The organism is Streptomyces sp. NRRL S-350, from assembly GCF_000719705.1.
In the GTDB taxonomy this organism is placed as follows: Bacteria; Actinomycetota; Actinomycetes; order Streptomycetales; family Streptomycetaceae; genus Kitasatospora.
Genome location: NZ_JOHO01000007.1, coordinates 16,501 through 38,162 on the forward strand (window position 1 = coordinate 16,501; position 21,662 = coordinate 38,162).

21 protein-coding genes are annotated in these 21,662 nt (G+C 73.4%); 11 read left to right on the forward strand and 10 right to left on the reverse strand.

Translation table 11 applies throughout. The features are described from left to right. Positions 1–31 precede the first annotated feature (31 nt). Entirely contained in the window at positions 32–688 is a 657-nt protein-coding gene (locus IF30_RS0108955; RefSeq protein ID WP_078891246.1) for a rhomboid-like protein, read from the forward strand. A 67-nt stretch (positions 689–755) separates the two neighbouring features. Here IF30_RS0108955 and IF30_RS0108960 read toward each other — a convergent pair whose 3' ends face one another. Next, the gene (locus IF30_RS0108960; protein ID WP_030234489.1) at positions 756–1,166 is read right to left on the reverse strand and encodes a cupin domain-containing protein; all 411 of its coding nucleotides are present in this window, start codon (positions 1,164–1,166) and stop codon (positions 756–758) included. A 125-nt stretch (positions 1,167–1,291) separates the two neighbouring features. Beyond that, positions 1,292–1,444 carry a hypothetical protein gene (locus IF30_RS47605; protein ID WP_158834852.1) on the reverse strand — a complete coding sequence of 51 codons (153 nt, stop codon included), beginning with the start codon at positions 1,442–1,444 and terminating at the stop codon, positions 1,292–1,294. 601 nt (positions 1,445–2,045) lie between these two features. On the opposite strand from IF30_RS47605, the gene argG reads away from it, so the two are divergent. After that, positions 2,046–3,458, forward strand: a complete 1,413-nt coding sequence (gene argG / locus IF30_RS0108970; RefSeq protein WP_030234490.1) for an argininosuccinate synthase — start codon at positions 2,046–2,048, stop codon at positions 3,456–3,458. A 248-nt stretch (positions 3,459–3,706) separates the two neighbouring features. Continuing rightward, positions 3,707–4,375, forward strand: a complete 669-nt coding sequence (locus IF30_RS0108975) for a GAP family protein (protein ID WP_030234493.1) — start codon at positions 3,707–3,709, stop codon at positions 4,373–4,375. 137 nt (positions 4,376–4,512) lie between these two features. On the opposite strand, the gene IF30_RS46430 is transcribed toward IF30_RS0108975, so the two are convergent. From IF30_RS46430 to IF30_RS0108990, 3 genes are all read right to left on the reverse strand, one after another. After that, entirely contained in the window at positions 4,513–4,953 is a 441-nt protein-coding gene (locus tag IF30_RS46430) for a hypothetical protein (RefSeq protein WP_051709567.1), read from the reverse strand. Positions 4,954–5,474: 521 nt separating this feature from the next. Further along, on the reverse strand, positions 5,475–6,047 hold the full coding sequence (locus IF30_RS0108985) for an RNA polymerase sigma factor (protein WP_030234498.1): 573 nt from the start codon (positions 6,045–6,047) through the stop codon (positions 5,475–5,477). A 243-nt stretch (positions 6,048–6,290) separates the two neighbouring features. Then, entirely contained in the window at positions 6,291–6,764 is a 474-nt protein-coding gene (locus IF30_RS0108990; RefSeq protein ID WP_030234502.1) for a MarR family winged helix-turn-helix transcriptional regulator, read from the reverse strand. Between the two features lie 165 nt (positions 6,765–6,929). On the opposite strand from IF30_RS0108990, the gene IF30_RS0108995 reads away from it, so the two are divergent. Next, positions 6,930–7,340: an organic hydroperoxide resistance protein gene (locus IF30_RS0108995; RefSeq protein ID WP_030234505.1), complete on the forward strand. Its 411-nt coding sequence runs from the start codon at positions 6,930–6,932 to the stop codon at positions 7,338–7,340. A gap of 205 nt (positions 7,341–7,545) precedes the next feature. Here the strand turns inward: IF30_RS0108995 and IF30_RS0109000 are convergent, their stop codons facing one another. Next, entirely contained in the window at positions 7,546–7,878 is a 333-nt protein-coding gene (locus IF30_RS0109000; protein WP_030234509.1) for an SHOCT domain-containing protein, read from the reverse strand. Positions 7,879–8,028: 150 nt separating this feature from the next. Between IF30_RS0109000 and IF30_RS0109005 the strand changes: the two genes are divergently transcribed. Next, on the forward strand, positions 8,029–8,418 hold the full coding sequence (locus IF30_RS0109005; protein ID WP_030234512.1) for a hypothetical protein: 390 nt from the start codon (positions 8,029–8,031) through the stop codon (positions 8,416–8,418). 144 nt (positions 8,419–8,562) lie between these two features. Here the strand turns inward: IF30_RS0109005 and IF30_RS0109010 are convergent, their stop codons facing one another. Together IF30_RS0109010 and IF30_RS0109015 are read right to left on the reverse strand one after the other, a co-directional pair. Continuing rightward, positions 8,563–9,213 carry a beta-glucanase gene (locus IF30_RS0109010; protein ID WP_030234514.1) on the reverse strand — a complete coding sequence of 217 codons (651 nt, stop codon included), beginning with the start codon at positions 9,211–9,213 and terminating at the stop codon, positions 8,563–8,565. 158 nt (positions 9,214–9,371) lie between these two features. Further along, on the reverse strand, positions 9,372–10,001 hold the full coding sequence (locus IF30_RS0109015; RefSeq protein WP_234322642.1) for a CBS domain-containing protein: 630 nt from the start codon (positions 9,999–10,001) through the stop codon (positions 9,372–9,374). A 518-nt stretch (positions 10,002–10,519) separates the two neighbouring features. Here IF30_RS0109015 and IF30_RS0109020 point away from each other — a divergent pair. Next, entirely contained in the window at positions 10,520–12,466 is a 1,947-nt protein-coding gene (locus IF30_RS0109020) for a hypothetical protein (RefSeq protein ID WP_158834855.1), read from the forward strand. Positions 12,467–12,625: 159 nt separating this feature from the next. Here IF30_RS0109020 and IF30_RS0109025 read toward each other — a convergent pair whose 3' ends face one another. Beyond that, the gene (locus IF30_RS0109025; protein ID WP_051709572.1) at positions 12,626–13,840 is read right to left on the reverse strand and encodes an FAD-dependent monooxygenase; all 1,215 of its coding nucleotides are present in this window, start codon (positions 13,838–13,840) and stop codon (positions 12,626–12,628) included. A 268-nt stretch (positions 13,841–14,108) separates the two neighbouring features. Here IF30_RS0109025 and IF30_RS0109030 point away from each other — a divergent pair, with 268 nt between their 5' ends. The 3 genes from IF30_RS0109030 (at position 14,109) to IF30_RS0109040 (ending at position 16,278) form a co-directional block, all read left to right on the forward strand. Beyond that, entirely contained in the window at positions 14,109–14,819 is a 711-nt protein-coding gene (locus tag IF30_RS0109030; protein ID WP_030234528.1) for a TetR/AcrR family transcriptional regulator, read from the forward strand. 185 nt (positions 14,820–15,004) lie between these two features. Further along, positions 15,005–15,805, forward strand: a complete 801-nt coding sequence (locus tag IF30_RS0109035; RefSeq protein WP_030234530.1) for a HEAT repeat domain-containing protein — start codon at positions 15,005–15,007, stop codon at positions 15,803–15,805. A gap of 203 nt (positions 15,806–16,008) precedes the next feature. After that, positions 16,009–16,278 (forward strand): GlsB/YeaQ/YmgE family stress response membrane protein, encoded by a 270-nt coding sequence (locus IF30_RS0109040; protein WP_030234533.1) that lies wholly within the window; start codon positions 16,009–16,011, stop codon positions 16,276–16,278. Between the two features lie 219 nt (positions 16,279–16,497). Here IF30_RS0109040 and IF30_RS0109045 read toward each other — a convergent pair whose 3' ends face one another. After that, entirely contained in the window at positions 16,498–18,399 is a 1,902-nt protein-coding gene (locus tag IF30_RS0109045; RefSeq protein WP_051709574.1) for an APC family permease, read from the reverse strand. Between the two features lie 538 nt (positions 18,400–18,937). Here IF30_RS0109045 and IF30_RS41160 point away from each other — a divergent pair. After that, a complete protein-coding gene (locus IF30_RS41160) occupies positions 18,938–20,551 on the forward strand; it encodes a N,N-dimethylformamidase beta subunit family domain-containing protein (protein ID WP_078891247.1) in 1,614 nt (537 codons plus the stop codon). 241 nt (positions 20,552–20,792) lie between these two features. Next, positions 20,793–21,527, forward strand: coding sequence for a polyprenol monophosphomannose synthase (locus tag IF30_RS0109055; RefSeq protein WP_030234542.1), 735 nt, complete (start codon positions 20,793–20,795; stop codon positions 21,525–21,527). Positions 21,528–21,662 lie beyond the last annotated feature (135 nt).

The following is a 21,662-nucleotide window of genomic DNA, read 5'->3' on the forward strand; positions in this document are numbered from 1 at the left end:
CGGGTACCACAGAGCAAGGGCACCAGGCACGATGAGCGACCGCCTCGCGACGCGGACACCGACCGGCCCCACTGCCTCCCGGCACCCGGTGCTGAGAGTAGCGGGCCGCCTGTCCCTCACCACGGCGTACGTCCTCCTGCTGACCGTGACAGCCTCTTGGCTCGCCGGCCAGGGCCACGCCGGGCGCGCCAGGTTCGTCCGGCACAACAGCAGCAACGTCCACCACATGGAAGTGGGCAAGTGGTGGACGATGTTCACCAGCGGTCTGGTGGTCGACGGGGTACCGGCGTGGGCGGGCATCGCGGCGGTCGCCGTCGTGCTGGGCCTGGCGGAGTGGCGTTGGGGACCGGCCCGGGCCGCAGCCGTCTTCGCCTTCGGGCACCTGGGGGCCACCCTGCTCACCGAGGGCGCCATGTGGGTGATGCTGACCTCCCACATCCCGGGTGCGCTCTCCCGGGCCCGGGACGTGGGCATCAGCTACGGCCTGGTCGCCACCGGCGCCTGCCTGCTCGCCCTGGGACCGGCCCCGCTGCGCCGCTACGGCCTGCCGGCCCTCGCCCTCGCTCTGGCCACCGCCTGGGCGCTCGACCAGCAACTGGCGGACGCCGGACACCTGGTCGCACTCGGCCTCGGCGTGCTCGCCTCCCGCACGGCCTGGCTGCGCGCCCGCGCGCCCGTGCCGAACTGACACCCGTGCCACGGTCATCGGGCCGGACGCCACCCCCTGAGCCAGCCCGACGACCGGTACGGCGGGGTCAGTTGGCGGGTGGCGCGGCAGCGTACTCCTGATCGGTGACGGGAGTGAGCCAGTGCACCACGTCGTGCTCGGCGTCGCCCTCGTTGATGGCCAGGTGGACCATCAGCCGGTTCGGCGCGGCCCCGTGCCAGTGCTCCTCGTCGGCCTCGAACAGGACGCGGTCGCCGGGTCGGATGATCTCGATCGGTCCGCCTCGGCGCTGGCACAGGCCGACGCCCTCGGTGACGTAGACGGTCTGGCCGAGCGGGTGGCGGTGCCAGTGGGTGCGCGCGCCGGGCATGAAGTGCACCAGGTTGGCGGTGACCCGGGACGGTGCGGGTGCGGCGGCGACGGAGTCGATGTACACGTCGCCGGTGAACCAGTCGGCGGGGCCCTTGACGGTGTCGATCGAGCTTCGGGTGATCTGCATGTGGTTCCTCCCAAGCGGGGGGGCAGGTGGGGCGATGGGCAGTGAGCGGTGCGCCAGTGGGACGGTGGGCCGGCGGGCAACGAGGGCAAGCCGGCTCGGCCAGCCTGGAACGGATGCGGTACGGATCAGGGGTTGAGGAGCGCCTTGATGGCTCGGCGTTCGTCCCTGGCCTGGCAGCCCTCGGTGATCTCCGCAAGGGGCAGGGTGAGGTCGAAGGCCTTCCCTGGCTGGATCCGCCCGGTCGGGACGAGGGGGTGGGGTGAGGCACGTAGCGGCATAGAGGCCGGGCAACCGCGCAGACCGACTCGGGTCCTCCAGGGTCTCTAATCGCACATCGCCAGGGCCGTGGATCACTGCTCCTCGCATCAGAGGCCTCCGTGCACCGAAGAGGGGAGGAAGGGGAGGCAGGAACAGAGAGGGGGTAGGGAGGTGGGGAGCGAGCGGCCCCACCGCATCCGGAAGTGCCCACACGTCCAGGTAACCCGCGTTCCGCCAGGGCAGCGAGTCACCGGTGACACCCCACGGCGCACCCGTAAGGAACCGGGGCGGCACGCCGGGGCGCCGGAAGCTTCGCCGATCCGTCCCAAGAGAACCGCAGGCCGAAGCGATCGGGAGCCTCCGACGAAGCGCGTTCCGGCAGTGCATGCCATGATCGGCTCACCACTCCCCCCAACCACCTATCGGATCAGCAGAGTTGAGCAGATCGACGGCCGACTGAGGAGAGCTCCGCGAGCCTTCCCACCCACGGACTCGATCGCATGCTCTTGCGTTGCTCTGCAAATCTATGCCAGAGTTCGGGCATCGGATCGAGTACGCCGAATCCCGTCACACATCGCTAAATCAGGGGCCCGCTCGCGCGGGTCGGTCAAGGGTGCATCCATGTCGAAGGTCTTGAGCAAGCTGCCGGTCGGTGAACGGATCGGCATCGCATTCTCCGGTGGGTTGGACACCTCCGTCGCCGTCGCGTGGATGCGCGAGCACGGTGCCGTCCCGTACGCCTACACAGCCGACATCGGCCAGTACGACGAGCCCAACCTCTCCGACGTCCCGGCCCGGGGCCGCGCGTACGGCGCCGAGCAGGCCCGCCTGGTCGACTGCCGGGAGGCGCTGGTCGAGGAGGGCCTGGCCGCCCTCGCCTGCGGCGCCTTCCACATCCGCTCCGCCGGGCAGACGTACTTCAACACCACCCCGCTCGGCCGCGCCGTGACCGGCACCCTGCTGGTCCGGGCGATGCAGGAGGACGGGGTCTCCATCTGGGGCGACGGCTCCACCTACAAGGGCAACGACATCGAGCGGTTCTACCGCTACGGCCTGCTCGCCAACCCCAACCTGCGGATCTACAAGCCGTGGCTGGACCAGGCGTTCGTCGACCAGCTCGGCGGCCGCAAGGAGATGTCCGAGTGGCTCGCCGAGCGCGACCTGCCCTATCGGGACTCCGCCGAGAAGGCCTACTCCACCGACGCCAACATCTGGGGCGCCACCCATGAGGCGAAGCGGCTGGAGTACCTCGACGCCTCGATGGAGATCGTCAGCCCGATCATGGGCGTGGCCTTCTGGGATCCGGCGGTCGAGATCCAGACCGAGGACATCACTGTCGAGTTCGAGTTCGGCCGCCCGGTCCGGATCAACGGCCAGGAGTTCGCCAGCGCCGTCGACCTGGTCCACGAGGCCAACCGCATCGGCGGGCGCCACGGCCTCGGCATGTCGGACCAGATCGAGAACCGGATCATCGAGGCCAAGAGCCGCGGCATCTACGAGGCCCCCGGCATGGCGCTGCTGCACACCGCCTACGAGCGGCTGCTCAACGCCATCCACAACGAGGACACCCTCGCCACCTACCACACCCAGGGCCGCCGCCTCGGCCGACTGCTCTATGAGGGCCGCTGGTTCGATCCGCAGTCGCTGATGCTGCGGGACAGCATCCAGCGCTGGATCGGCCACCCGGTCACCGGCAGCGTCACCCTGCGGCTGCGGCGCGGCCAGGACTACTCGGTCATCGACACCCAGGGCCCCAACTTCAGCTACCACCCAGAGAAGCTGTCCATGGAGCGCAGCGTCGACGCCGCGTTCGTGCCGGACGACCGCATCGGCCAGCTCACCATGCGCAACCTCGACATCGCGGACTCGCGCAGCAAGCTGGAGCAGTACGCGGTGCACGGCCAGTTGGCGCCGTGGAGCGGCCTGATCGGCGAGCTCGCCCCGGGCGGCGCGGCGCCGATCGCTGCGGGCACCGGCGACGAGGAGTCGTCCACGGCGCTCGACCACGCGGCGATCGAGTCCGGCACCGACTGACGCGTCCGCGGGGCCCCGCCAGGCCTCTCCTCGATGGAGGCCGCCGCACCGCACCGGTGCGGCGGCCTCCGTCGTTCGCACCGGCCCCCAACGAGCCCCAGCCGCGATCCCACGAGCCCGCGCCCCTCACCCGGACGGCGGAGCCGACCGCGCGCTCCTGACCCTGCCGTAGCTGAATGGCGGACGTGCACCCGGCGCCGGGAAGGCACGAACCGGAATGGGGACGCGGTCGGTGGGTGAAGCGGTCCGTGGGTGAAGCGGTCGGTGCGATGCTGGCCTCGGCGGTGGCTGTCGCCTTCAGCCCACTGCCGCTGATCGCGATGACCCTGATCCTGGCCACCCCGCGCGGCCTGGTCAACGGGCTCGCCTTCGCAGCCGGTTGGGTGCTCGGCCTCGCCGCGTTGGTGACGGCCGTCGTGACGGTGGGCACCGTGTTGACCCGGGCGCAGTCCGCCCCCACCTGGTCGTCCTGGCTCAAGCTCGGCTTGGGAGCGCTGCTCCTCATGGCCGCCGCCCAGCAGTGGCACGACCGACCCCGAGCGGGGCACGTCACCCCGCCACCCTCGTGGTTGCAGGCGGTCGACCGCTACCGGGCCGCCAGGTCCGCCGGCCTCGGTTGCGCACTCGCCGCAGGCGCCCCGAGGACCCTGCTGCCGACCGTCGGCGGCGCCGCCGCGGTCTCCGCCGCCGGGACCGGCGCCGGAGCCGAGGCGGTGGCGGCGGCGCTGATGGTGGTGATCGGCTCGCTCGGCACGTTCCTGCCGCTCGCGGCCCGCCTCCGCGGCGGGGAAGGCTCCGTGCGGCCGCTCGGCGAGTGGAGAGCCTGGACGGCCGCCCACCAAGCCGCGATCCTGACCACGGTGCCGGCCGTGCTCGGAGCTGCGTACGTGGGCGACGCCCTTTCCGGGCTCACCTGATCGACGACCCCGCAGGGACAGCCCCACACCGCTACCACCCCGGCCCCCAGCGCCGACGCCAGCACCACCCCGGCCCCGGCCCCGCACCAGCACCAGCACCAGCACCAGCACCAGCACCAGCACCAGCACCAGCACTGTCACCGTATCCGCACCACGCCCCTCCCCCGCACCGCGCGGACACCCAACCGTGCGGGGGTCGCCCGTGGCCGCGCCGCCAGCGTCTCGCGCAGCGTCAGCAGGATCTCCCCGTCGTAGCGCTCCGCCAGCACCCGGGCCAGTTCGGCGGCGCTGCCCGGCCGTACGTCGGGGGCGAGTTCCGGCAGTCGACCGGGGGCGCTGAGGTCCTGGGCCTGGGCGGCCCAGCGGGCCGCGTCGCGCCGTTCGCCCTCGGCGGTGTAGTGGACGGCCAGGCAGTGGACGGCCAGTTGGTCGCCGTACTGGGCGGCGATGCGCCACCAGAAGACACCGTCCGCCGCGCGGCCCATGCCGTACAGCAGGCAGCCGAGGGTGCGGAAGGCGGTCTTCTCGGCGAGTTCGAGGTCCAGGGCCAGTTCTCCCGGCTCCGCCGCTCCCGCCACGCCCGCGCACAGGTGCCGGAGGTCCCGCCGGAGTTCCGCCCGGCCGCCGGCCCAAGGGGACTGCCCCGAGGCAGAAGTCGTCCCCGAGCCGGTGCCCGGCCCCGCGACCGGACCGGTTCGGAAGCCCGGGCCCCAACCAGCCCCCGGGCCCGAACCAGCCCCCGGGCCCGAACCAGCCGCCAGGCCCGAACCGGCCCCTGGACCCGAACCGGCTCCCGGGCCCCCACCCGCGCCCGGGCCTGAGCTTGGACCCGAGCCCGGGCCCGGTACCGCCCCCGATCCGACCCCCCGACCGGAGCCCGCGCCGCCGCCGGCCGCCGCCCCGGCGCCGGGGCGGGCAGCGGGAGCGTGTGACGGCCGGGCGCCTGCGGGCGGGCGGGCCGGGCGCTCGCGCAGCTTCGGGGCGGTCCGACGAGCGGCGGCGAGCCGCTCTGCCAGCCGCCGGGTGAAGGCCACCGGGTCGTGGTCGTCGAACTCCCGCTCCAGTTCGGCGGAGTGCGCCAGCAGCAGGTCCGCGACCTTCATGTCTCCGCTCCGCCGTCGTCGGGGTGCTCCAGGAGGTACTCGAGGTGCCGCCGCCCGAGGCTGTAGTAGGTGCGGGCGGTGGTGTGCGCGATGCCGAGCGACCGGCCGATGTCGTGGTACGACAGGCCGGACTGGCGCAGCCGGACGACGTCGGCCTGCACGGGTGCGGCCCGCGCGAGTTCGTCCATCGCCCAGTCCAGGGCATCCAGTTCGGCGAGTTCGTCCAGCTCGTCCTGGCTGGTGTCGGGGCGGCGCTGGGCGATCACCCGTAGCCGCTTGCGTTCGGTGCGACGGCGTTCGCGCAGGACGTCCACCACGGCGTCCTTCACGATCTTGAAGGCGAAGGCCTGGGGGTCGGCGCTGGCCAGGGCACGGGGCCAGTTCTTGTAGAGGGTGGCGCCGGCGTTCTGGACCGCGTCCTGCGCGTCCTCGCGATGCCCGAGGCGCTGCTGGGCGTAGCGGAGGTAGCCGGAGTTCTCGCGGGTGAAGAAGGCCTCGAAGTCGGTCGGCAGGTCGGCGAGCGGGTCCGTCCGCAGGCTCCGCTCCTCGCCCGGCCCGGGAGTGTTCACGCACGTCCCTTTCCTGGGTCAGCTGGCCGACCCACCGGATGGCACGCCGACGGCCCTTTGGGGGCTCGTGGTGTAACCGTCCGGGGGGCGTGGGATGTTGACCGGATCGGGCGGACAATTGGCGAACGATTCCGTTCACTTTCGCACAGCCCCGCTGACCTGCCGGTTCAGGCCCTCGGACCCCACCGGGTTCCATCGGACGTGACCCAGATCACATCGGTCGAGGGGTCGGCTTGACAAGCCCTACGGCGCCGGCTCCACCGGCGCCGAGTCCAGGGCGGCGGTCACCCGCTCCAGCAGTCCCCGCAGTGCGGCCAGGTCCTCGATCGGCAGCCCGGTCGCGACGAGTAGTCGACGCGGGACCTGCCCTGCCCGCTCGCGCAGCGCCGACCCCTCGGGTGTGAGCCGGACGGTGACCGATCGCTCGTCCTCGGGGCTGCGCTCGCGGCGCACCAGCCCGGCCGTCTCGAGCCGCTTGAGGAGCGGGGAGAGCGTGCCGGAGTCGAGGCGCAGGCGCTCGCCGATCCGCTTGACGGGCAGCTCGCCGTCCTCCCAGAGCACCAGCAGGACCAGGTACTGCGGGTAGGTCAGGCCGAGGTCCTTGAGCAGCACCCGGTAGACCCCGCCGAAGGCGCGGGAGGCCGCGTTGAGGGAGAAGCAGATCTGCTGGTCGAGGCGGAGCAGTTCCTCGTCCGCCATGCCGGGGAGCGTGGTCATGGATCCATGGTACCGATTGCCATCGCGCCATTGAGTTGTGCGCAATTGAATTGCGTGCTCTACTTATGGCACGGCAGGGCGCCGGTCGAGCCACCGACGAAGACGGGGGCGCGACCCGGGCCAGGCCCCATCCGAGCAACCGCAGCACCACGAAGGGAACCGACCATGGACGCGCTCTACACCGCCGCCGCCACCGCCAACGGCAGGGAGGGCCGCGCCGTCAGCTCCGACGGACAGCTGGACCTCGCGCTGGCGATGCCGGCGGCGCTCGGCGGCAACGGCCAGGGCACCAACCCCGAGCAGCTGTTCGCGGCCGGCTACGCCGCCTGCTTCGCGAGCGCCCTCGGCCTGGTCGGCCGCCAGGCCCGGGTGGACACCAGCGAGGTCTCCGTCACCGCCGAGGTGTCCATCGGCAAGGACGGCGCCGGCTTCGGTCTCGCCGTCGTGCTGCGCGTCGAACTGCCCGAGGCCCTCGCGGGCGAGACCGGCGAGCTGCTGGTCAAGCAGGCCCACGAGGTCTGCCCCTACTCCCGCGCCACCCGGGGCAACATCCCGGTCGAGCTCGTCGTCGAGTAGGCACCCGCGCTCCGGGCGGGCGACCGCCCGACGCGACGCCGGGAACGACGGCTCGAACGCCGGATCGGGCCCGCCGCAGAACCCTGCGGCGGGCCCGATCCGGCTCCGGACGACCCCCCGGGTGCACCCGAACCATCCAGAGGGCCGCCGGAGACGCCCAGAAGGACCGGACGGACAGGACCGCACACACCACCCGGCGGCGGGGTCAACCGCCGCCCGGCCCGTTCGCCGAGCGCAGCGTCTCCAGTCTGTGCCGGTACTCCTCCGCATCGATCTCGCCCCTCGCGAACCGCTCCGCGAGCAACTGCTCCGGTGTCGCCCCGGCCGCCCAGCCGCGCGCACCGCCCGGCCCGGGTGCGGCCGCACCCGGAGTCGACGGGCCGTGCGGAACCGGCTGCCGCGAACGGGAGACGTACCGGAACAGGACAACGGCGAGGAGCACGATTAGCGCCAGGACCAGCAGCGTCCCGATCGCCATCAGGCCGATGCCCCAGCCCCCCATGCCGTGGCCGTGCCCGTACCCGTGCCAGTGCCTCATCAGGACCTCCTCCTCCGGCCCGACCGGGCCCGCCGAGGTGATCAGCGCCTTACCACCATCGTGCGCCCGACCAGGGTGAAAGTGCTGTGAAGGAAGCCTGAGAAAACGTTCCGGCGCCCGGGACCACACCCGAGAGGTAGCGTGCCGCCCGTGAGCCACCACCCGCAGACGACCCACCACCTCCCGGACGACGGCCGCTCCCCCGAGCAGCTCGTCGCCGCCGGAGTGCTGCGGCGCCACGCGGACCCCAGCCCCCACCCGGCGCTCGGCCACTCCCCGATCGCCTACGTCGCCACCGGGCTCTGGACCGAGCTCACCGCTCTCGCCATCGCGCCGTCCGCCGCCGAGGCCACTGCCACCGCACTGCTGCACGCGCTCGCCGACCAGGCCGTGGACGCGGCCCTCGCCCCGGGCAACGAGCGCGCCCCGCGCGACGACCTGTACGTGACCGACCCGGCCCACATCGGCCCGCACCGCCGGGCGGTCTGGTTCCAGCGCTCGGGCCCGCACGGCCCGATCACCGCCGCACTCGCGCCATGAGCAGCCCCCATGCGGCCGATGAACGCAGACCGACGAACGCAGACCGACGACCGCCAGGCGGAAGCTGCCCGCCGGGAGCCGGAAGCCGCCAGCCGCCAGCCGCCAGCCGCCAGCCGCCAGCCGCCAGCCGTAAAAGACTTCCCCTCAGCGCTCGACCTGCAGGCTGTGGCAGACCCAGCTGAGCCGGTCCGGCCCGTCGGTCGGCGGCCGGTCGTGGTACGTCCCGTCCGCCACCGACAGGTTGACGATCAGGTAGGCGTGCCAGCCGGCCCCCACCCCGTGCAGGTCCGCGTAGACCAGCTCGTTCTCGACGTACCAGTCGACCGAGTGCGACCCGAGCACGACCCGCATGCCGAAGGTCGCCCCGGGGGCGATCCCGGCGCCGCCGCCGTGCCAGTACCGGAAGCCTCCCCGGACGTGGTTGGAGATCTCCAGCAGGTCGGGGTTGTCCGGGTGGTACTCGAAGACGTCGACTTCGTTGCCGCCGTCCCGCCAGGTCCAGATCGCCGGCCAGGCGCCCAGCCCGACGGGTAGCGTCACCCGCGCCGACAGCACGTCACCGGTGCGGACCTGGAAGCCCTCCGGACTGCCTTCGGTGGTCAGCAGGTTGCAGTTCCACAGCCCGCCGCTGGGCCTGCGGGTCGCGGTGAACACCCCGCCGGGGCAGTACCCGTGACTGAGGTAGTCGAGTTTGTGGTCGCTCCGGTTGGTCGGCCCCATCCGGGGATAGGCGCTACTGCGCCCGGCGGTCCACTGCCTGGTCGAAGTGAAGTCCGCGTCGAACACGACTGCCACGGCCGCCTCCCCGGTGCTCCGATGTCCCGGCGGTCCGATCGACCGGGCACACAGAGTGACTTACCCGGTACGTTCCGCTGTATGCGAAGCGGACCCACCTGGTCCGAAGCCGGACCGGCGGTCGGCAATCGAACGGGCCGGCGAGCCGACGGACCGGATCAGCCGAGGGCCGCCGCCGCGCCCCCGGCGTCGAGCCGGTCGGTCACCGAGACCACACCGTCGACCGATCGGCACAGGTTGAGCACGATCGGCACGAGGTGCGCCTCGGGCACGGTGCCGCTGAGCACGACCCGTCCCTGGTTGACCTCGACCCCCACCTCCGCCGGGCTGACCCCCTCGACCCGGCCGAGCACCTCCTCGACGATCTCCCGACGGATCACCATGTCCTCGCGCAGGAACACGCGCAGCAGGTCTCCCCGGCTCACCATCCCGATGACCCGGCCCTCCTCGTCGATCACGGGCAGCCGCTTCAGCCCGTGCCGGCTCATCATCCGGGCCGCCGCGACCACACTGGTGCCGGGCGTCGTGCACACCGGCTGGGTCGTCATCAGATCGGCGGCGGTGACCTCGCCGTTCGGTCCGGCCTTCACCGACTCGGGCGCCGGGAGCAGGCTCCCCGGGTCGTCCTGCGCGGCAAGGGTGCGCAGCAGGTCGGCCTCCGAGACCACACCGAGCGGTCGGCCCTCCGGGTCCGTCACCGGCACCCCGGTGATGTCGTACTCGCTCAGCAGTGTCACGATGTCCCGGAATCCGGTCAGGGGCGAGACCAGGACCGCGGGGCTGGTCATCACGGATTCGACGGTGGTATGCCGCACGCCGGTTCACCTCGTCCAACGGTGCTGTTCGACCGGGCGCGGATCGTCCCGGCCGGTACCCGCAGCATGGCGTGCCGCAGCGCGGCCCGCCAGGGGCCAAGGGGCCGAACGGGTGGGACTTTCGGCCCCGACCGACGAACACGGCCCCGACACGGGTTCGGAAGCCCGCCCCCCATCCGCGTCGTGGACGGGACCGCTCCGGGGGCTCGGGGCGCCGAGGGGACGAGCACCGACGCCCACCGTGTCCAGGGTGACCGCCCCGCGTGGAAAGGTCCGAAGCATGCCCCCGGTGGTGTGCCCGTCACCGGCCGCAGGCCCGCCGGTCACCCCGGACGGCGCAACCATCACATGATCGACTCGTTGAACCGTCCACCACGACTCACCACCACCGCACACCAGCACCCAGCACCCAGCACCCAGCACCCAGCACCCAGCACCCAGCACCCAGCACCCAGCACCACAACAACACCACGGCTCCCGGGAGGGTTCCCTTGGCAGGACGGACGGTGGGCGCGGCACCGCCGGCCCAGGGCGGCGGCGCGACGCGTCCGGTGGCGCAGGCCGAGGCCGCGCTGGTACGCCACTACCGCAGGCTGGTCCGACTCGCCTACCTCGCCCTGCCCGCCGACCGGGACCGCCACAGCCGGGTGCTCGCCGCCCACGCCGCCGTGCAGCGCGCCCTGCCCTTCCGCTGGACCCGCCGTGACGAGCCGACCGCCGCCGAGACGGACCCGGCGTACGCGGCCCTCAGGCTGCGAGTGCTGCGCGCCGCGCTCCGACCGCATCCGGCGGCCCGTCTGCTGGCGCCCCGGGTCCTCGGCTTGCGGCTGTTCACCCCGCAGGGCGGTGAGGAGGACGCGGAACTCGACCACGCACTGTCGGCGCTCGACGCGCCCGCCCGGGCGGCCTTCGGCCTGCGGGCGGTCGAGGGACTGGACGAGCGGCGGTGCGCCGAGGTGCTGCGGCAGGCCGGGGTGGCGCAGCCGGAGCGGGCGGTCGCCGCCGCCTGGGTGTTGTCCTCACCGGAGCCGGAGCCGCCCGCGTTCGACCCGTGCGCGGTCCGGGTGCAGCCCACCGACCTGTTGCGCCGCCGCCGGACGGTCACGGCCGCGCTGGCGGTGGGCGTCCTGGGGCTCACCACCACGGCGGCCGTGCTGGGCGGCTCCGGCTCGGCCGGCTCGGCCGGCTCCGACCGTCCGGCGTCCGCGCCGCTCCCGGCCGTGGACGCCGACCCGGCTCGTCTCGTCCGGGTCGGGTCCGACGCGTGGCAGCACACCGCCCGGATCGACTTCTCCGTCTGGCCCGCCCGCGGCGACCGCCGCGAGGACGGGGCGCTGCTCGGCCGTGCCCTCACCGCGTGGGTCCGGCCGGGCCCGCAGAGCCGCGCCGAACCCGGCACGGACGCCGCCCCACCCGTCGAAGCACCGCACCTGCTCTTCGCCGGGACGGTGGACGGCACCGGCGTGGTGCTGTTGTACGACGGTCGGCGGATCGCCCGCTACACCGACGGCCGCGGCGGCGGTCTGGACCTCGCCAGGGCGGACGACTCGGACGTGACCACCGCGGGCGCGGTGGCGCTGCGCCGTCAGGGCGCCGCCGTCCGGTACCTGCTGGCGCCCTGGGTCGACTCCGCCGAGACCCGTAGGATCGACCAACCCGACACCCCAGCCCGCCCGTTGGACCATTCCGACGGCGTCACCGGTGCGATCCCGGGCGGCGGACTCAACGACTGCCATGGCGCCACCCTGCTGCAGTTGCGTTCCGCTCCCGTCATCGCCGAGAAGCACTCGTTCCTGCTGGCCGACCTGGGCGGCCTCGTCCCCGCGCACCTCACCTACTCCCCGCCTGCGGACCGCGGCCAGGCCGACCGTTCCCCGTCCGACCGGCCCCAGGCCGACCGTGGTCAGACGGTCCAGACCGCTCAGACCGCCCAGACCTCCCACGCACCGCGCGAGGCGACGGCGCAGGACGCGCTGCAGGCCTGGGCCCGGGCAGGATGCGCCGTCCCGGACGGCAAGCCGGGCGTCAAGCAGCTCGACCTGTGGGCCTTCGCCGTCCAGCCGCTGCCGCAGAACGCCGGCTCGGCCGCCTGGGTCTGCCTGCGCGCCGACCGCTGGAACGGCGACGGCAGCGCAGCCACCGCTGTCGTCCTGCCGACCGCCCGGGGCCCGCAGCGGACCGGTGGCGGATCGGGCCGGGCCTGCAGCCGGTTCGATCAGGACACGGTGGCCTGGACGTGGTGGCGCTCCCCGCAGGGCGCGGAGTTCCTGCTGGCGGCGGGCAGCCGCCGGGTCACCCGGCTCACCGTCAAGGGGCCGGACTGGTCCGCCGACCGGCCTGCCCAGGACCACGCCGTCGCCGTCGAGCGCCCGGCCCGGGCGGCCGTCCAGGTGGAGGCCGTGCTCGACAACGGCACCCGCATCGGCCCGCCCCACTGAGACCCCTTCCGTCCCGTCCCGTCCGGTCCCGTCCGGTCCGGTCCCGTCCGGTCCGGTCCGGCCCCCTCGATCGACCGCTCAAGCGACCACCCGAGATCGACCACTCGCATCGACCACTCAATTGACCGCTCGGCTCCCGCCGGCCTCGGGCCGCCCCGCTCAGCCTGAGGCACCGCACCGCACCGCCCCGCTCCACCCGGACAACTCCGCCTCGTAGTCCGGCAGATCGACACTGCTGACCTGCTTGCCCAGCGCCAGCATCCGGTCCAGCGCCCAACGCCGGTTCAGCACCGCGTTGCGGAACCGCAGCCCCGTCGGGGTGCGCGGCGCCAGGAACGGTCCGGTGCGGTCGCCGCCCTTCTGGCAGCCCTGCGCGTAGGCGCGCAGCCGCTGCTCGTACCGCTCGAAGGCGCCGCGGTGCTCGCCGCGCGCCCGGGCCAGCTCGCCCGCCAGGACGTACGCGGCGACCACAGCCGTCCCGGTGCCCATGCCGCCGATGGTCGCGCCGCAGGCGGCGTCGCCGACCAGGGCCATCCGGCCGGTCGACCAGGAGGGCACGTCGGCGCGGCTGATCGAGTCGAAGTAGAGGTCGGGAGCCACGTCCAGGCTCTCCAGCAGCTGCGGCACCCGCCCGTCGAGGCCTGTGAACGCGGCCCGGATCAGCGCCTTCTGCTGCGCCGGATCGTGACGGTCGTACCGCAGTTCGGGCGAGGCGAACAGACAGAAGGCGCCTGCCCGGCCGGGGTCCCGGTGGTCGGCGCCGACCGACATCAGCCGGCCGGGCACGTTGAGCCCGACCGAGCCGACCGGCAGCCCGAGTTCGTTCGGCAGCTGCCAGGTGGCCGCGTAGTAGCCGAGGTGGCGGACGTAGCGCTCCTCGGGCCCGAAGGCGAGCCGGCGGACGTTGGAGTGCAGCCCGTCGGCGCCGATCACCAGGTCGAACTCGCGCGGCGCGCCGTGCCGGAAGGCGGCCCGGACGCCGTTCGGCGTCTCCTCCAGGGCCGTGATCGAGTCGCCGAAGACGTACTCGGCGTGGGCGCTGCTGTGCCGGTGGAGCAGCTGGGCGAGCTCGCCGCGCGGGACCTCCAGGTCGCCACCCGCGAACTCGGCCGGCAGATGCAGCAGTTGGCGGCCGTCGGCGGCCACGAAGGTCATCGGGCTGCCGCCGGTGGAGAGCGCGCGCAGCTCGTCCAGTACGCCCATCCGTTCCAGCACGGTCAGGTGGGTGCGGCCGCGGAAGTCGACGGCCTGGCCGCCGTCGCGCAGCGCGGGGGCCAGCTCGACCACGGTGACCTCGAAGCCGTACCGGCTCAGCCAGTGGGCCAGCGCGGGGCCGGCAATGCTCGCGCCCGAGATCAGGACCTTGGTGCTCATGGGAAACCACTCCGTCTGAGGATCGAGAAACTGTGTCCCATAGACACTGTTCACTGCTGTGTACGATAGACACAGTTGAAGCGGGCGGACAACCCCGAGAGCAGAACCGAGACCAGAACCGAGACCAGAACCAAGAGCAGGACCCACGAGCAGGACCCCCGAGAGCAGGACTCGGAAGCGGGCCCCAAGGACGAAGCCCCGAGGCGGAACGCGCGGGCGGGAACCCACGGGCAGACCGAGCAGCACGGAACGAGAACGGGAGCGGACCATGACCGGCGCGGCAAACGACACGGTGCGACTGCTCTGGGGCCCGCCGGCCAAGCCCACCCGCGGGCCGAAGCCGGCCCTCAGCCTGGAGCGCATCGCCGCCGCTGGTGTCGAGGTCGCGGACGCGGAGGGACTGGGCGCCGTGTCGATGCAGAAGGTGGCCGGGCTGCTCGACTTCACCAAGATGTCCCTCTACCGCTATGTCCCGGGCAAGGCCGAACTGGTCGCGCTGATGGTCGAGTCGGCCATCGACACGCCCCCGGCGGCCGCGGACGACACCGACTGGAGGGATCAACTCACCGCCTGGGCTCGGCACTTGACCGAATCCTTCCGCCGGCACCCGTGGCTGCTCGACGCCACCGTCGGCCCCCGGGTGGTCGGGCCGAAGGAACTCGCCTGGCTGGAAGGGGTGGTGGCCGCGCTCGACGGCCACGGACTGACCGGCCCCGAGCGGATGGACGCCGCCGTCCTGCTCGCCGGACACGTGCGCGAGATCGCCTCGCAGTCCCGTGCGGCCGGCCCGGCCGGCTCCCCCGAGGCCGAACTCCTCGCCGCCCTCGGCACGGTGGTGCAGCAGCATGCCGACCGCTACCCCGCCGTCGCAGCTGCCATGGCCGACCCGAACGGACGCGACCGGGCCCTCGACTTCGGCCTGGCACGGATCCTGGACGGCCTGGCCGCCCTGATCGACCGCCGCGCGGAGTCCGCCTGACCGTCCCGCGGAGCCCGACCGACCATCGGCGCGCGCCAAGCCGCCCACCCGGAAACCCCCGGTGTACCGGAAACCCCGGGCATCGGAGCCCCCAAGCATCGGAAACCCCGGGCACCGAGGGCGCGGCGTACCCGGAACGAACTCCCTCCGGACCGCCGCCCACCAGCCCGCTACCATCGCGCCCCATGGCGATGTTCGTGCACCTGACCGCCGCGGCGAACGCGCCGCGCATCCGCCGGGCCGGGATCCGGGCCGACAGCACCGGCCAGGGCGGGGCGCGCGGCCTGTACTGCTTCCCCGTGCTGCCCTCGTACGTCTTGACCCACCAGTGGCTGCGCGAGCTGGCCCGCTTCGGCCCCCGGGGCTCCCTGGTCGCGGTGCACGTCCGGCTGGACGACGCACAGGAGGTGCTCACCGGGCACTACCGCGACCGCGCCAAGGGCGCCCAGCGGTCCGTGCCCGCGGCCGAGGCGGTCCGGCTGATCGGCGCACTGGCCGACCCGCGCGGCTGGGAGGTCTTCCTGCCGCGCGCCGTGGGCGCTCGCGAGGTGCACCGGATCCGCACGGTGCCGCAGGTCGCCGGCTGGCGCTACCTGCCCGACGCCCACGGCGTCCGGCCCTGCACCTGCTCGGGCTGTCGGATCCGCGGCGAGTACGGCAACCGCCGGCTGCGCGAGCGCCATCCGCATCCGTCCGACGGCCCGCCGCCACCCGTTCCCGTCCTGCTGGGCCGCCTCGAAGCGGCGGGCGACCCCGGTGACCCGGCCGAACTGCGGGCCGTCCTGCACTGGTTCGGGATGCGCCGACGCGGCCCGGTGGACCGGCTGGCCCGCCTGGCCTCCCACCCCGACCCGGCCGTCCGGGAGGAGCTGGTCTGGACCGTCGGCCGCTGGTCCACGCCGGGTGTGGCCGAACTGCTGGCCGGTCTGGCGGACGATCCGCACCCCGACGTCCGCGAGGCCGTCGAGGCGGTCCGGGACGGCTGAGGCCCGGGCAGCGTCCGGGCGGCCCCGTCCGTCGGCACGATTCAGCCCTTCCCCGCCGGGCGTGTCCTCCGTACACGTCCCTGGCCTGCCGAGTCGTCCTCGAAATGCCGCCGCCGCCGATCCGGGTGATCATGGGACGAACTGCGACTTCGGAGATTCGACGCACCGGCCCGCTCCGGTGGCGCCCGGAAGGATGGACCGCGATGTTCCAGATCCTGTGGATTCTGCTCATCGGCTTCGTGCTCGGCGTGCTCGCCAAGCTGATCCTGCGCGGGCCGCAGTCGATCCCCTGGTGGCTGACCATGCTGCTCGGCGCCGCCGGGGCCTGGCTCGGCAACGCCGTCTCCGGCTGGCTCGGAGTCCGGCACACCTCGGGCATCGACTGGATCCGCCACATCCTGCAACTCGCCTTCGCCGTCGCCCTGGTGGCCTTCGTCGCCCCCGCGTGGAGCCGGTCACACCGGAACCGCTGACCCGGCGGGAACAACTGCCCCACCGGAACCGCTGCCCCACCGGAACCGCTGCCCCGGCGGGAACCACTGCCCCGGCGCCGGACCGGATCGTCAGTGGCGGGCAGCCGGGTAGGACTTCCGGCGCGACGGCGCCCGGCCGCAGGGCCGCGGTGACGAGGCGCCCCGATGCCGCTGACGGCGGCCCGGCTGCGGCCGGGCCGCCCAGCGCACGCGCGCCGCTCACCCCACGTGGACGGCCGGGCGGCGGCTGCGGTCCGGCTCGGCCTCGCGCAGCACCTCCCGGGTGACGGGCGCGATCTCCCCCTGCCCGAACAGGAAGAACCGCAGGAACTGGGCGAACGGGCTGCCCTCGGTCCACTCGAAGTAGATGTGCGGCTGCTGCCCGGTGAGGTCGCGCACCTGCAGCAGCAGGGCTGCCAGCGCATTGGGCACGCTGGAGCTCTCCAGGGACAGCACCCGGTACCGCTCGTGCAGCACCTCGCCGCGCACGGTCAGCACGGCCTCGAAGTCGGACGGGTCGCGCACGGTGACCTCGACGAAGACCAGGTCGTCCTCGAGGGGGATGTCGTTGTCCCGGCGGATCTGGTGGATCTTGTCGCGGTACTCGGCGAGGTCCCGGCTGTTCGGCTCGTTGGCGATCAACCGCAGCGGGCGGTGGGTGTAGTCCCGGACGAACCGCTCCGCGACGTCGTCCAGCACGACGTCCGTGACGCGCAGCTCGAAGGCGCGCTTGAGCCGGGAGAGGAAGGAGACCAGCATGATGCCCGCGATGAAGCAGGCGCCGATCTTGACTCCGTCCGGCCGCTCGGCGATGTTCACCGCCGTGGTGTAGAGGAACACCGCGGCGATCACCGCGAAGCCGACCCGCCGGCGGCGCTGTCCGGCCTTGTGGGCGGCGATGGTGACGGCGATCGCGGCGGAGCTGATCAGCACCAGCACGCCGGTGGCGTACGCGCCGCCCTGGGCGTCGACGTTGGCGTCGAAGAGCCAGGTGACCAGGAAGGCGATCAGGGTCAGCACGATGACGGTCGGCCGTACGGCGCGGGCCCAGTGCGGGGCCATGCCGTAGCGGGGCAGGTAGCGCGGCATCAGGTTGAGCAGCCCGGCCATCGCGGAGGCGCCGGCGAACCAGAGGATGGCGATCGTGGACAGGTCGTAGACGCTGCCGAAGGCGCTGCCGAGGTTCTGGTGGGCGAGGTAGGCGAGTGCTCGCCCGTTGGCCTCGCCGCCCTTCTCGAAGGCGGCGGCCGGGATGAGCAGGGTGGTGATGAAGCTGGTGGCGATCAGGAAGCAGCTCATGATCACGGCGGCGGTGGTGAGCAGCTTGCGGGCGCCGCGGATCCGGCCGGTGGGCTTGTCCTCGGTGTCGTCCGGATCGCCCTCGATGTGCGGCATGACGGCGACTCCGGTCTCGAAGCCGGACAGGCCGAGCGCGAGCTTCGGGAAGACGATCAGTGCGACGCCGATCATCGCGATCGCGTTGCCGTGCTCGGCGGTCAGCGCGTCCGTCCAGTCGCCGACCACGTGCGGGGCCCTGAGCACGTGCCAGAACCCGTTGACGACCACCACGACGTTGAGCGCGAGGTACACCGCGACCAGCACCACGGAAATGCCGATCGCCTCGCTGAACCCCTTGAGGAAGACGGCTCCGAGCAGGGCGATCATGATCAGGGTCAGCATGACCTCCTTGCCGGTCAGCGCGCTGTGCACGTGCGGGTTCTCGACGAGGTGGGCGCTCGCGTCGGCGGCGGAGAGGGTGATGGTGATCATGAAGTCGGTGGCCGCGAAGCCCAGCAGGGTCAGCACGAAGAGCTTGCCCTGCCAGAACGACAGCAGCCGCTCCAGCATCGCGATCGAGCCCTCGCCGTGCGGGCTCTCCTGGGCCACCCGACGGTAGACGGGGAGCGCGCCGCCCAGGGTAACGACCACCAGCACGATGGTCGCCAGCGGTGACACGAGGCCGGCGGCGAGGGCGGCGATGCCCGGCTGGTAGCCGAGGGTGGAGAAGTAGTCGAGGCCCGTCAGGCACATGACGCGCCACCAGCGACCGCCCTTCTCGGCCGGTGCCTCCGCGTGCGGTCCGGGGTGCTGCTTGGCCCTGTCCGCCAGGCCTTCCAGCATCCACTCCCGGAACCGCTCGCCCCTGGTCCGAGGCGCTGCCCCCGGTTCGACCGAACCCGACGAGACCACGAACACCCCTGTCCACGACTCGGCCGGCCGCATGCGGTTCCGGACCCCCTTCGGGCCGCCGGACGGCGGCCCCGGTCAGGTTAGGTGCCCGCGCCACCGCCGCCCCGCAAACCCGCAGGTGAACACGCCGGGGTGTGCCCGGACGGCTCTCCCCGGTGGCGGGCGGCCTCCGGTCGCGCCCGGCGGCCCGGCGCGTTGGGCTGCGCGCCACCTCCGAAAGGGGCGACGATGTCCGCGCATGTTGACGCAGCGGGTTGACGCCGCGCCACCTGGACGCGCCGGATCGTTCGAGCCGGTCACCGCACCCCCGAAGCGCGGAGGCGGGCGCCGCACGGGCACGGCCGCCCGGACACAGCAGCACGGGCACGGCAGCAGGCCGCAGCAGGGGCACGGGCACCGGCACCGGCACCGGCACCGGCACCGGCACGACCTGGACACAGCAGCACGGACACACACGAGGGAGGCCGCGGTGGCGGAACCGAGCCGGCGGGGGATTCTGGGCCTGGGTCTGATGGCGGCCGCCGTCACCTCCTGCGGAGCCCGTCACCCGGATGCGGCCCCCGTCCCGCACCGGTCCGACGGTGGCCCCGCCGCTGCCGGCACCGGCAGCCCCGGTACGGACGGTCCCGGTGCACGCGGCCCCGCCCCCGCCCACCACGCCGCCGGGAAGGACGGCCCGACGGGCGAGCAGTCCCTCCCCGGCACTCCCGGCTGGGAGATCACCGACCCCGGCCCGGATGCCGCCATCGAAGGCTTCGCCGACCGGGTCAGCGTCCTGCCCGGCGAGGCCTTCGGCCTGCACGTATCGACCCCGGCCGCCGCCTTCACGGTCTCCGCCTACCGGATGGGCTGGTACGACGGCGCTCGCGCCCGCCTGGTCTGGCGCCGCGAGCACGTCCCCGGCAGCAAGCAGGCCGCCCCGCACGTGGACCCCGCGACCCGCACCGTACAGACCGGCTGGCAGCGCACCCTCGCCGTGGACACCGCCGGCTGGCCCGAGGGCGCCTACCTGCTGCGCCTGGACGCCGAGGACGGCTCCGGCCGCCGGTACGTCCCGCTCACCGTCCGCTCGGCCGTCACCGCCGGGAAGACCGTGGTCATGAGCGCTCCGGCGACCTGGCAGGCCTACAACGAGTGGGGCGGCCACAGCCTCTACAACGGCCCGACCGGCGGCCTGGCCACCCGCTCGCTGCAGGTCGTCTTCGACCGGCCGTACGACTACGACCACGGCGCCGGGCTGTTCCTGGTCTACGAGGCCCCGCTGATCGCCCTCGCCGAGCGGCTCGGCCTGCCGCTCGCCTACACCACCGGCATCGACGTGGCCCGGGAGCCCGGGCTGCTGACCGGCGCGACCACCGTCGTGTCGCTGGGCCACGACGAGTACTGGTCCCCCGAGCAGCGCGCCCACGTGGTCGCGGCCCGCGACACCGGGACCAACCTGGCGATCCTGGGCGCCAACTGCTGCTTCCGCCGGGTCCGCTTCGAGCCGACCGCCCTCGGCCCGGACCGCACGGTGGTCTGCTACAAGGCCGCGTGGGCGCAGGACCCGGGCTACCGGGCGGGAGCCCCGGCGACCACCGACTTCCGGGCCGACCCGGGCGCCGACCCGGAGAGCTCGATGCTCGGCGTGATCTACGACGGCTACCCGGTGGACGCCCCGTACGTGGTCTCCTCGCCCGGGCACTGGGCCTTCGAGGGCACGGGCGTCGCGGCGGGCGCGTCCTTCCCGCACCTCGTCGGCGTCGAGTACGACCGGGTGGACACCGCCTTCCCCACCCCGCGCCCGATCGAGGTGATCGCCCACTCACCCGTGGTCTGCGAGGGCCGCCGCTCCCACTCCGACACCGCCTACTACACCGTGCCGAGCGGCGCCGGGGTCTTCGCCAGCGGCACGATGCGCTGGGTGGAGGCCCTGGACGCCCACGGCCCCGGCGGCGGCAAGGCCGACCACGGCATCGACTCGCAGGCGGGCGACGTGGTCCGCAAGGTCACCGAGAACGTCCTGCGCACCTTCGCCGCCGGCCCCGCCGCCCGCACCCACCCCGCCCAGGACAACCTGGCCGCGGTCTACGGCACGGCGTAGCCGGGCCTCGACGTACCGGAGCTGCGGCGTACCGGAGCTGCGGCGTGGCAGGCCCGCGGCGACCCGCCTCGCCTCCGCGTCCGCGTCGGCGGCGCGCTCCCGTCCCGGGTCGCCCGGCCCCGGGAGGGGAGCGCGCCGACGCCCCCGATATACTCAGTCGGTTCAACCAGCGAAGGTCGTCCAGGCGAACCGACCGGTGCGGCATGGCTGCCGACCGGCGAGGACACGAGGGAAACAGAACATGGTCGAGGCCTCCCCCAAGGTCGTTGTGGTCGTCCCCACGTACAACGAGCGGGAGAACCTCCCGGTCCTCGCGGGCCTGCTCGCGGAACTCGCGGTGCCCGACCTGCACCTGCTCGTGGTCGACGACAACTCCCCCGACGGCACCGGCGAGATCGCCGACAAGCTCGCCGCGGACTCCGGCGGCACCGTCGGCGTGCTCCACCGCACCGAGAAGAACGGCCTCGGCCGCGCCTACCTGGCCGGCATGGAACGGGCCCTGGACGAGGGCGCCGACGTCGTGGTGCAGATGGACGCCGACCTCTCGCACCCGGCCTCGGCGATACCCGAGATGGTGCGGACCCTGCTCGCCGACGACACCGCCGTGGTGCTCGGGTCCCGTTACGTCACCGGCGGCTCGACCGCCGCCGAGTGGCCCTGGCACCGCAAGGCCCTGTCCGCCTGGGCCAACCTCTACGTCAACACCATCCTCGGCCTGGGCGTCAAGGACGCCACCGCCGGGTTCAAGGCCTGGCGCGCGAGTACCCTGCGCGCCATCGACCTGCCGACCGTGCAGAGCAACGGCTACTCGTTCCAGGTCGAGATGAACTACCGGGTGGTCAAGCGGGGCATGACGATCCGCGAGGTGCCGATCCGCTTCGAGGAGCGGATCGAGGGTGCCTCGAAGATGAGCGTCGGGGTGCAGCTCGAGTCCGCGTTGGCGCCCTGGAAGCTGCGTTTCAACCGCGACAACTGACGGCCTCCCGGCCCGCCCCCGGGCGAGGACGACCGGGGGCGGCGACCGGGGCGGCCGGCACCGGAAACCGGCCGCCACCTCGGGGTTCTACGGGGTCATACGGGTGCCGGACGGCCCGGAGACCGGTGTGAACGG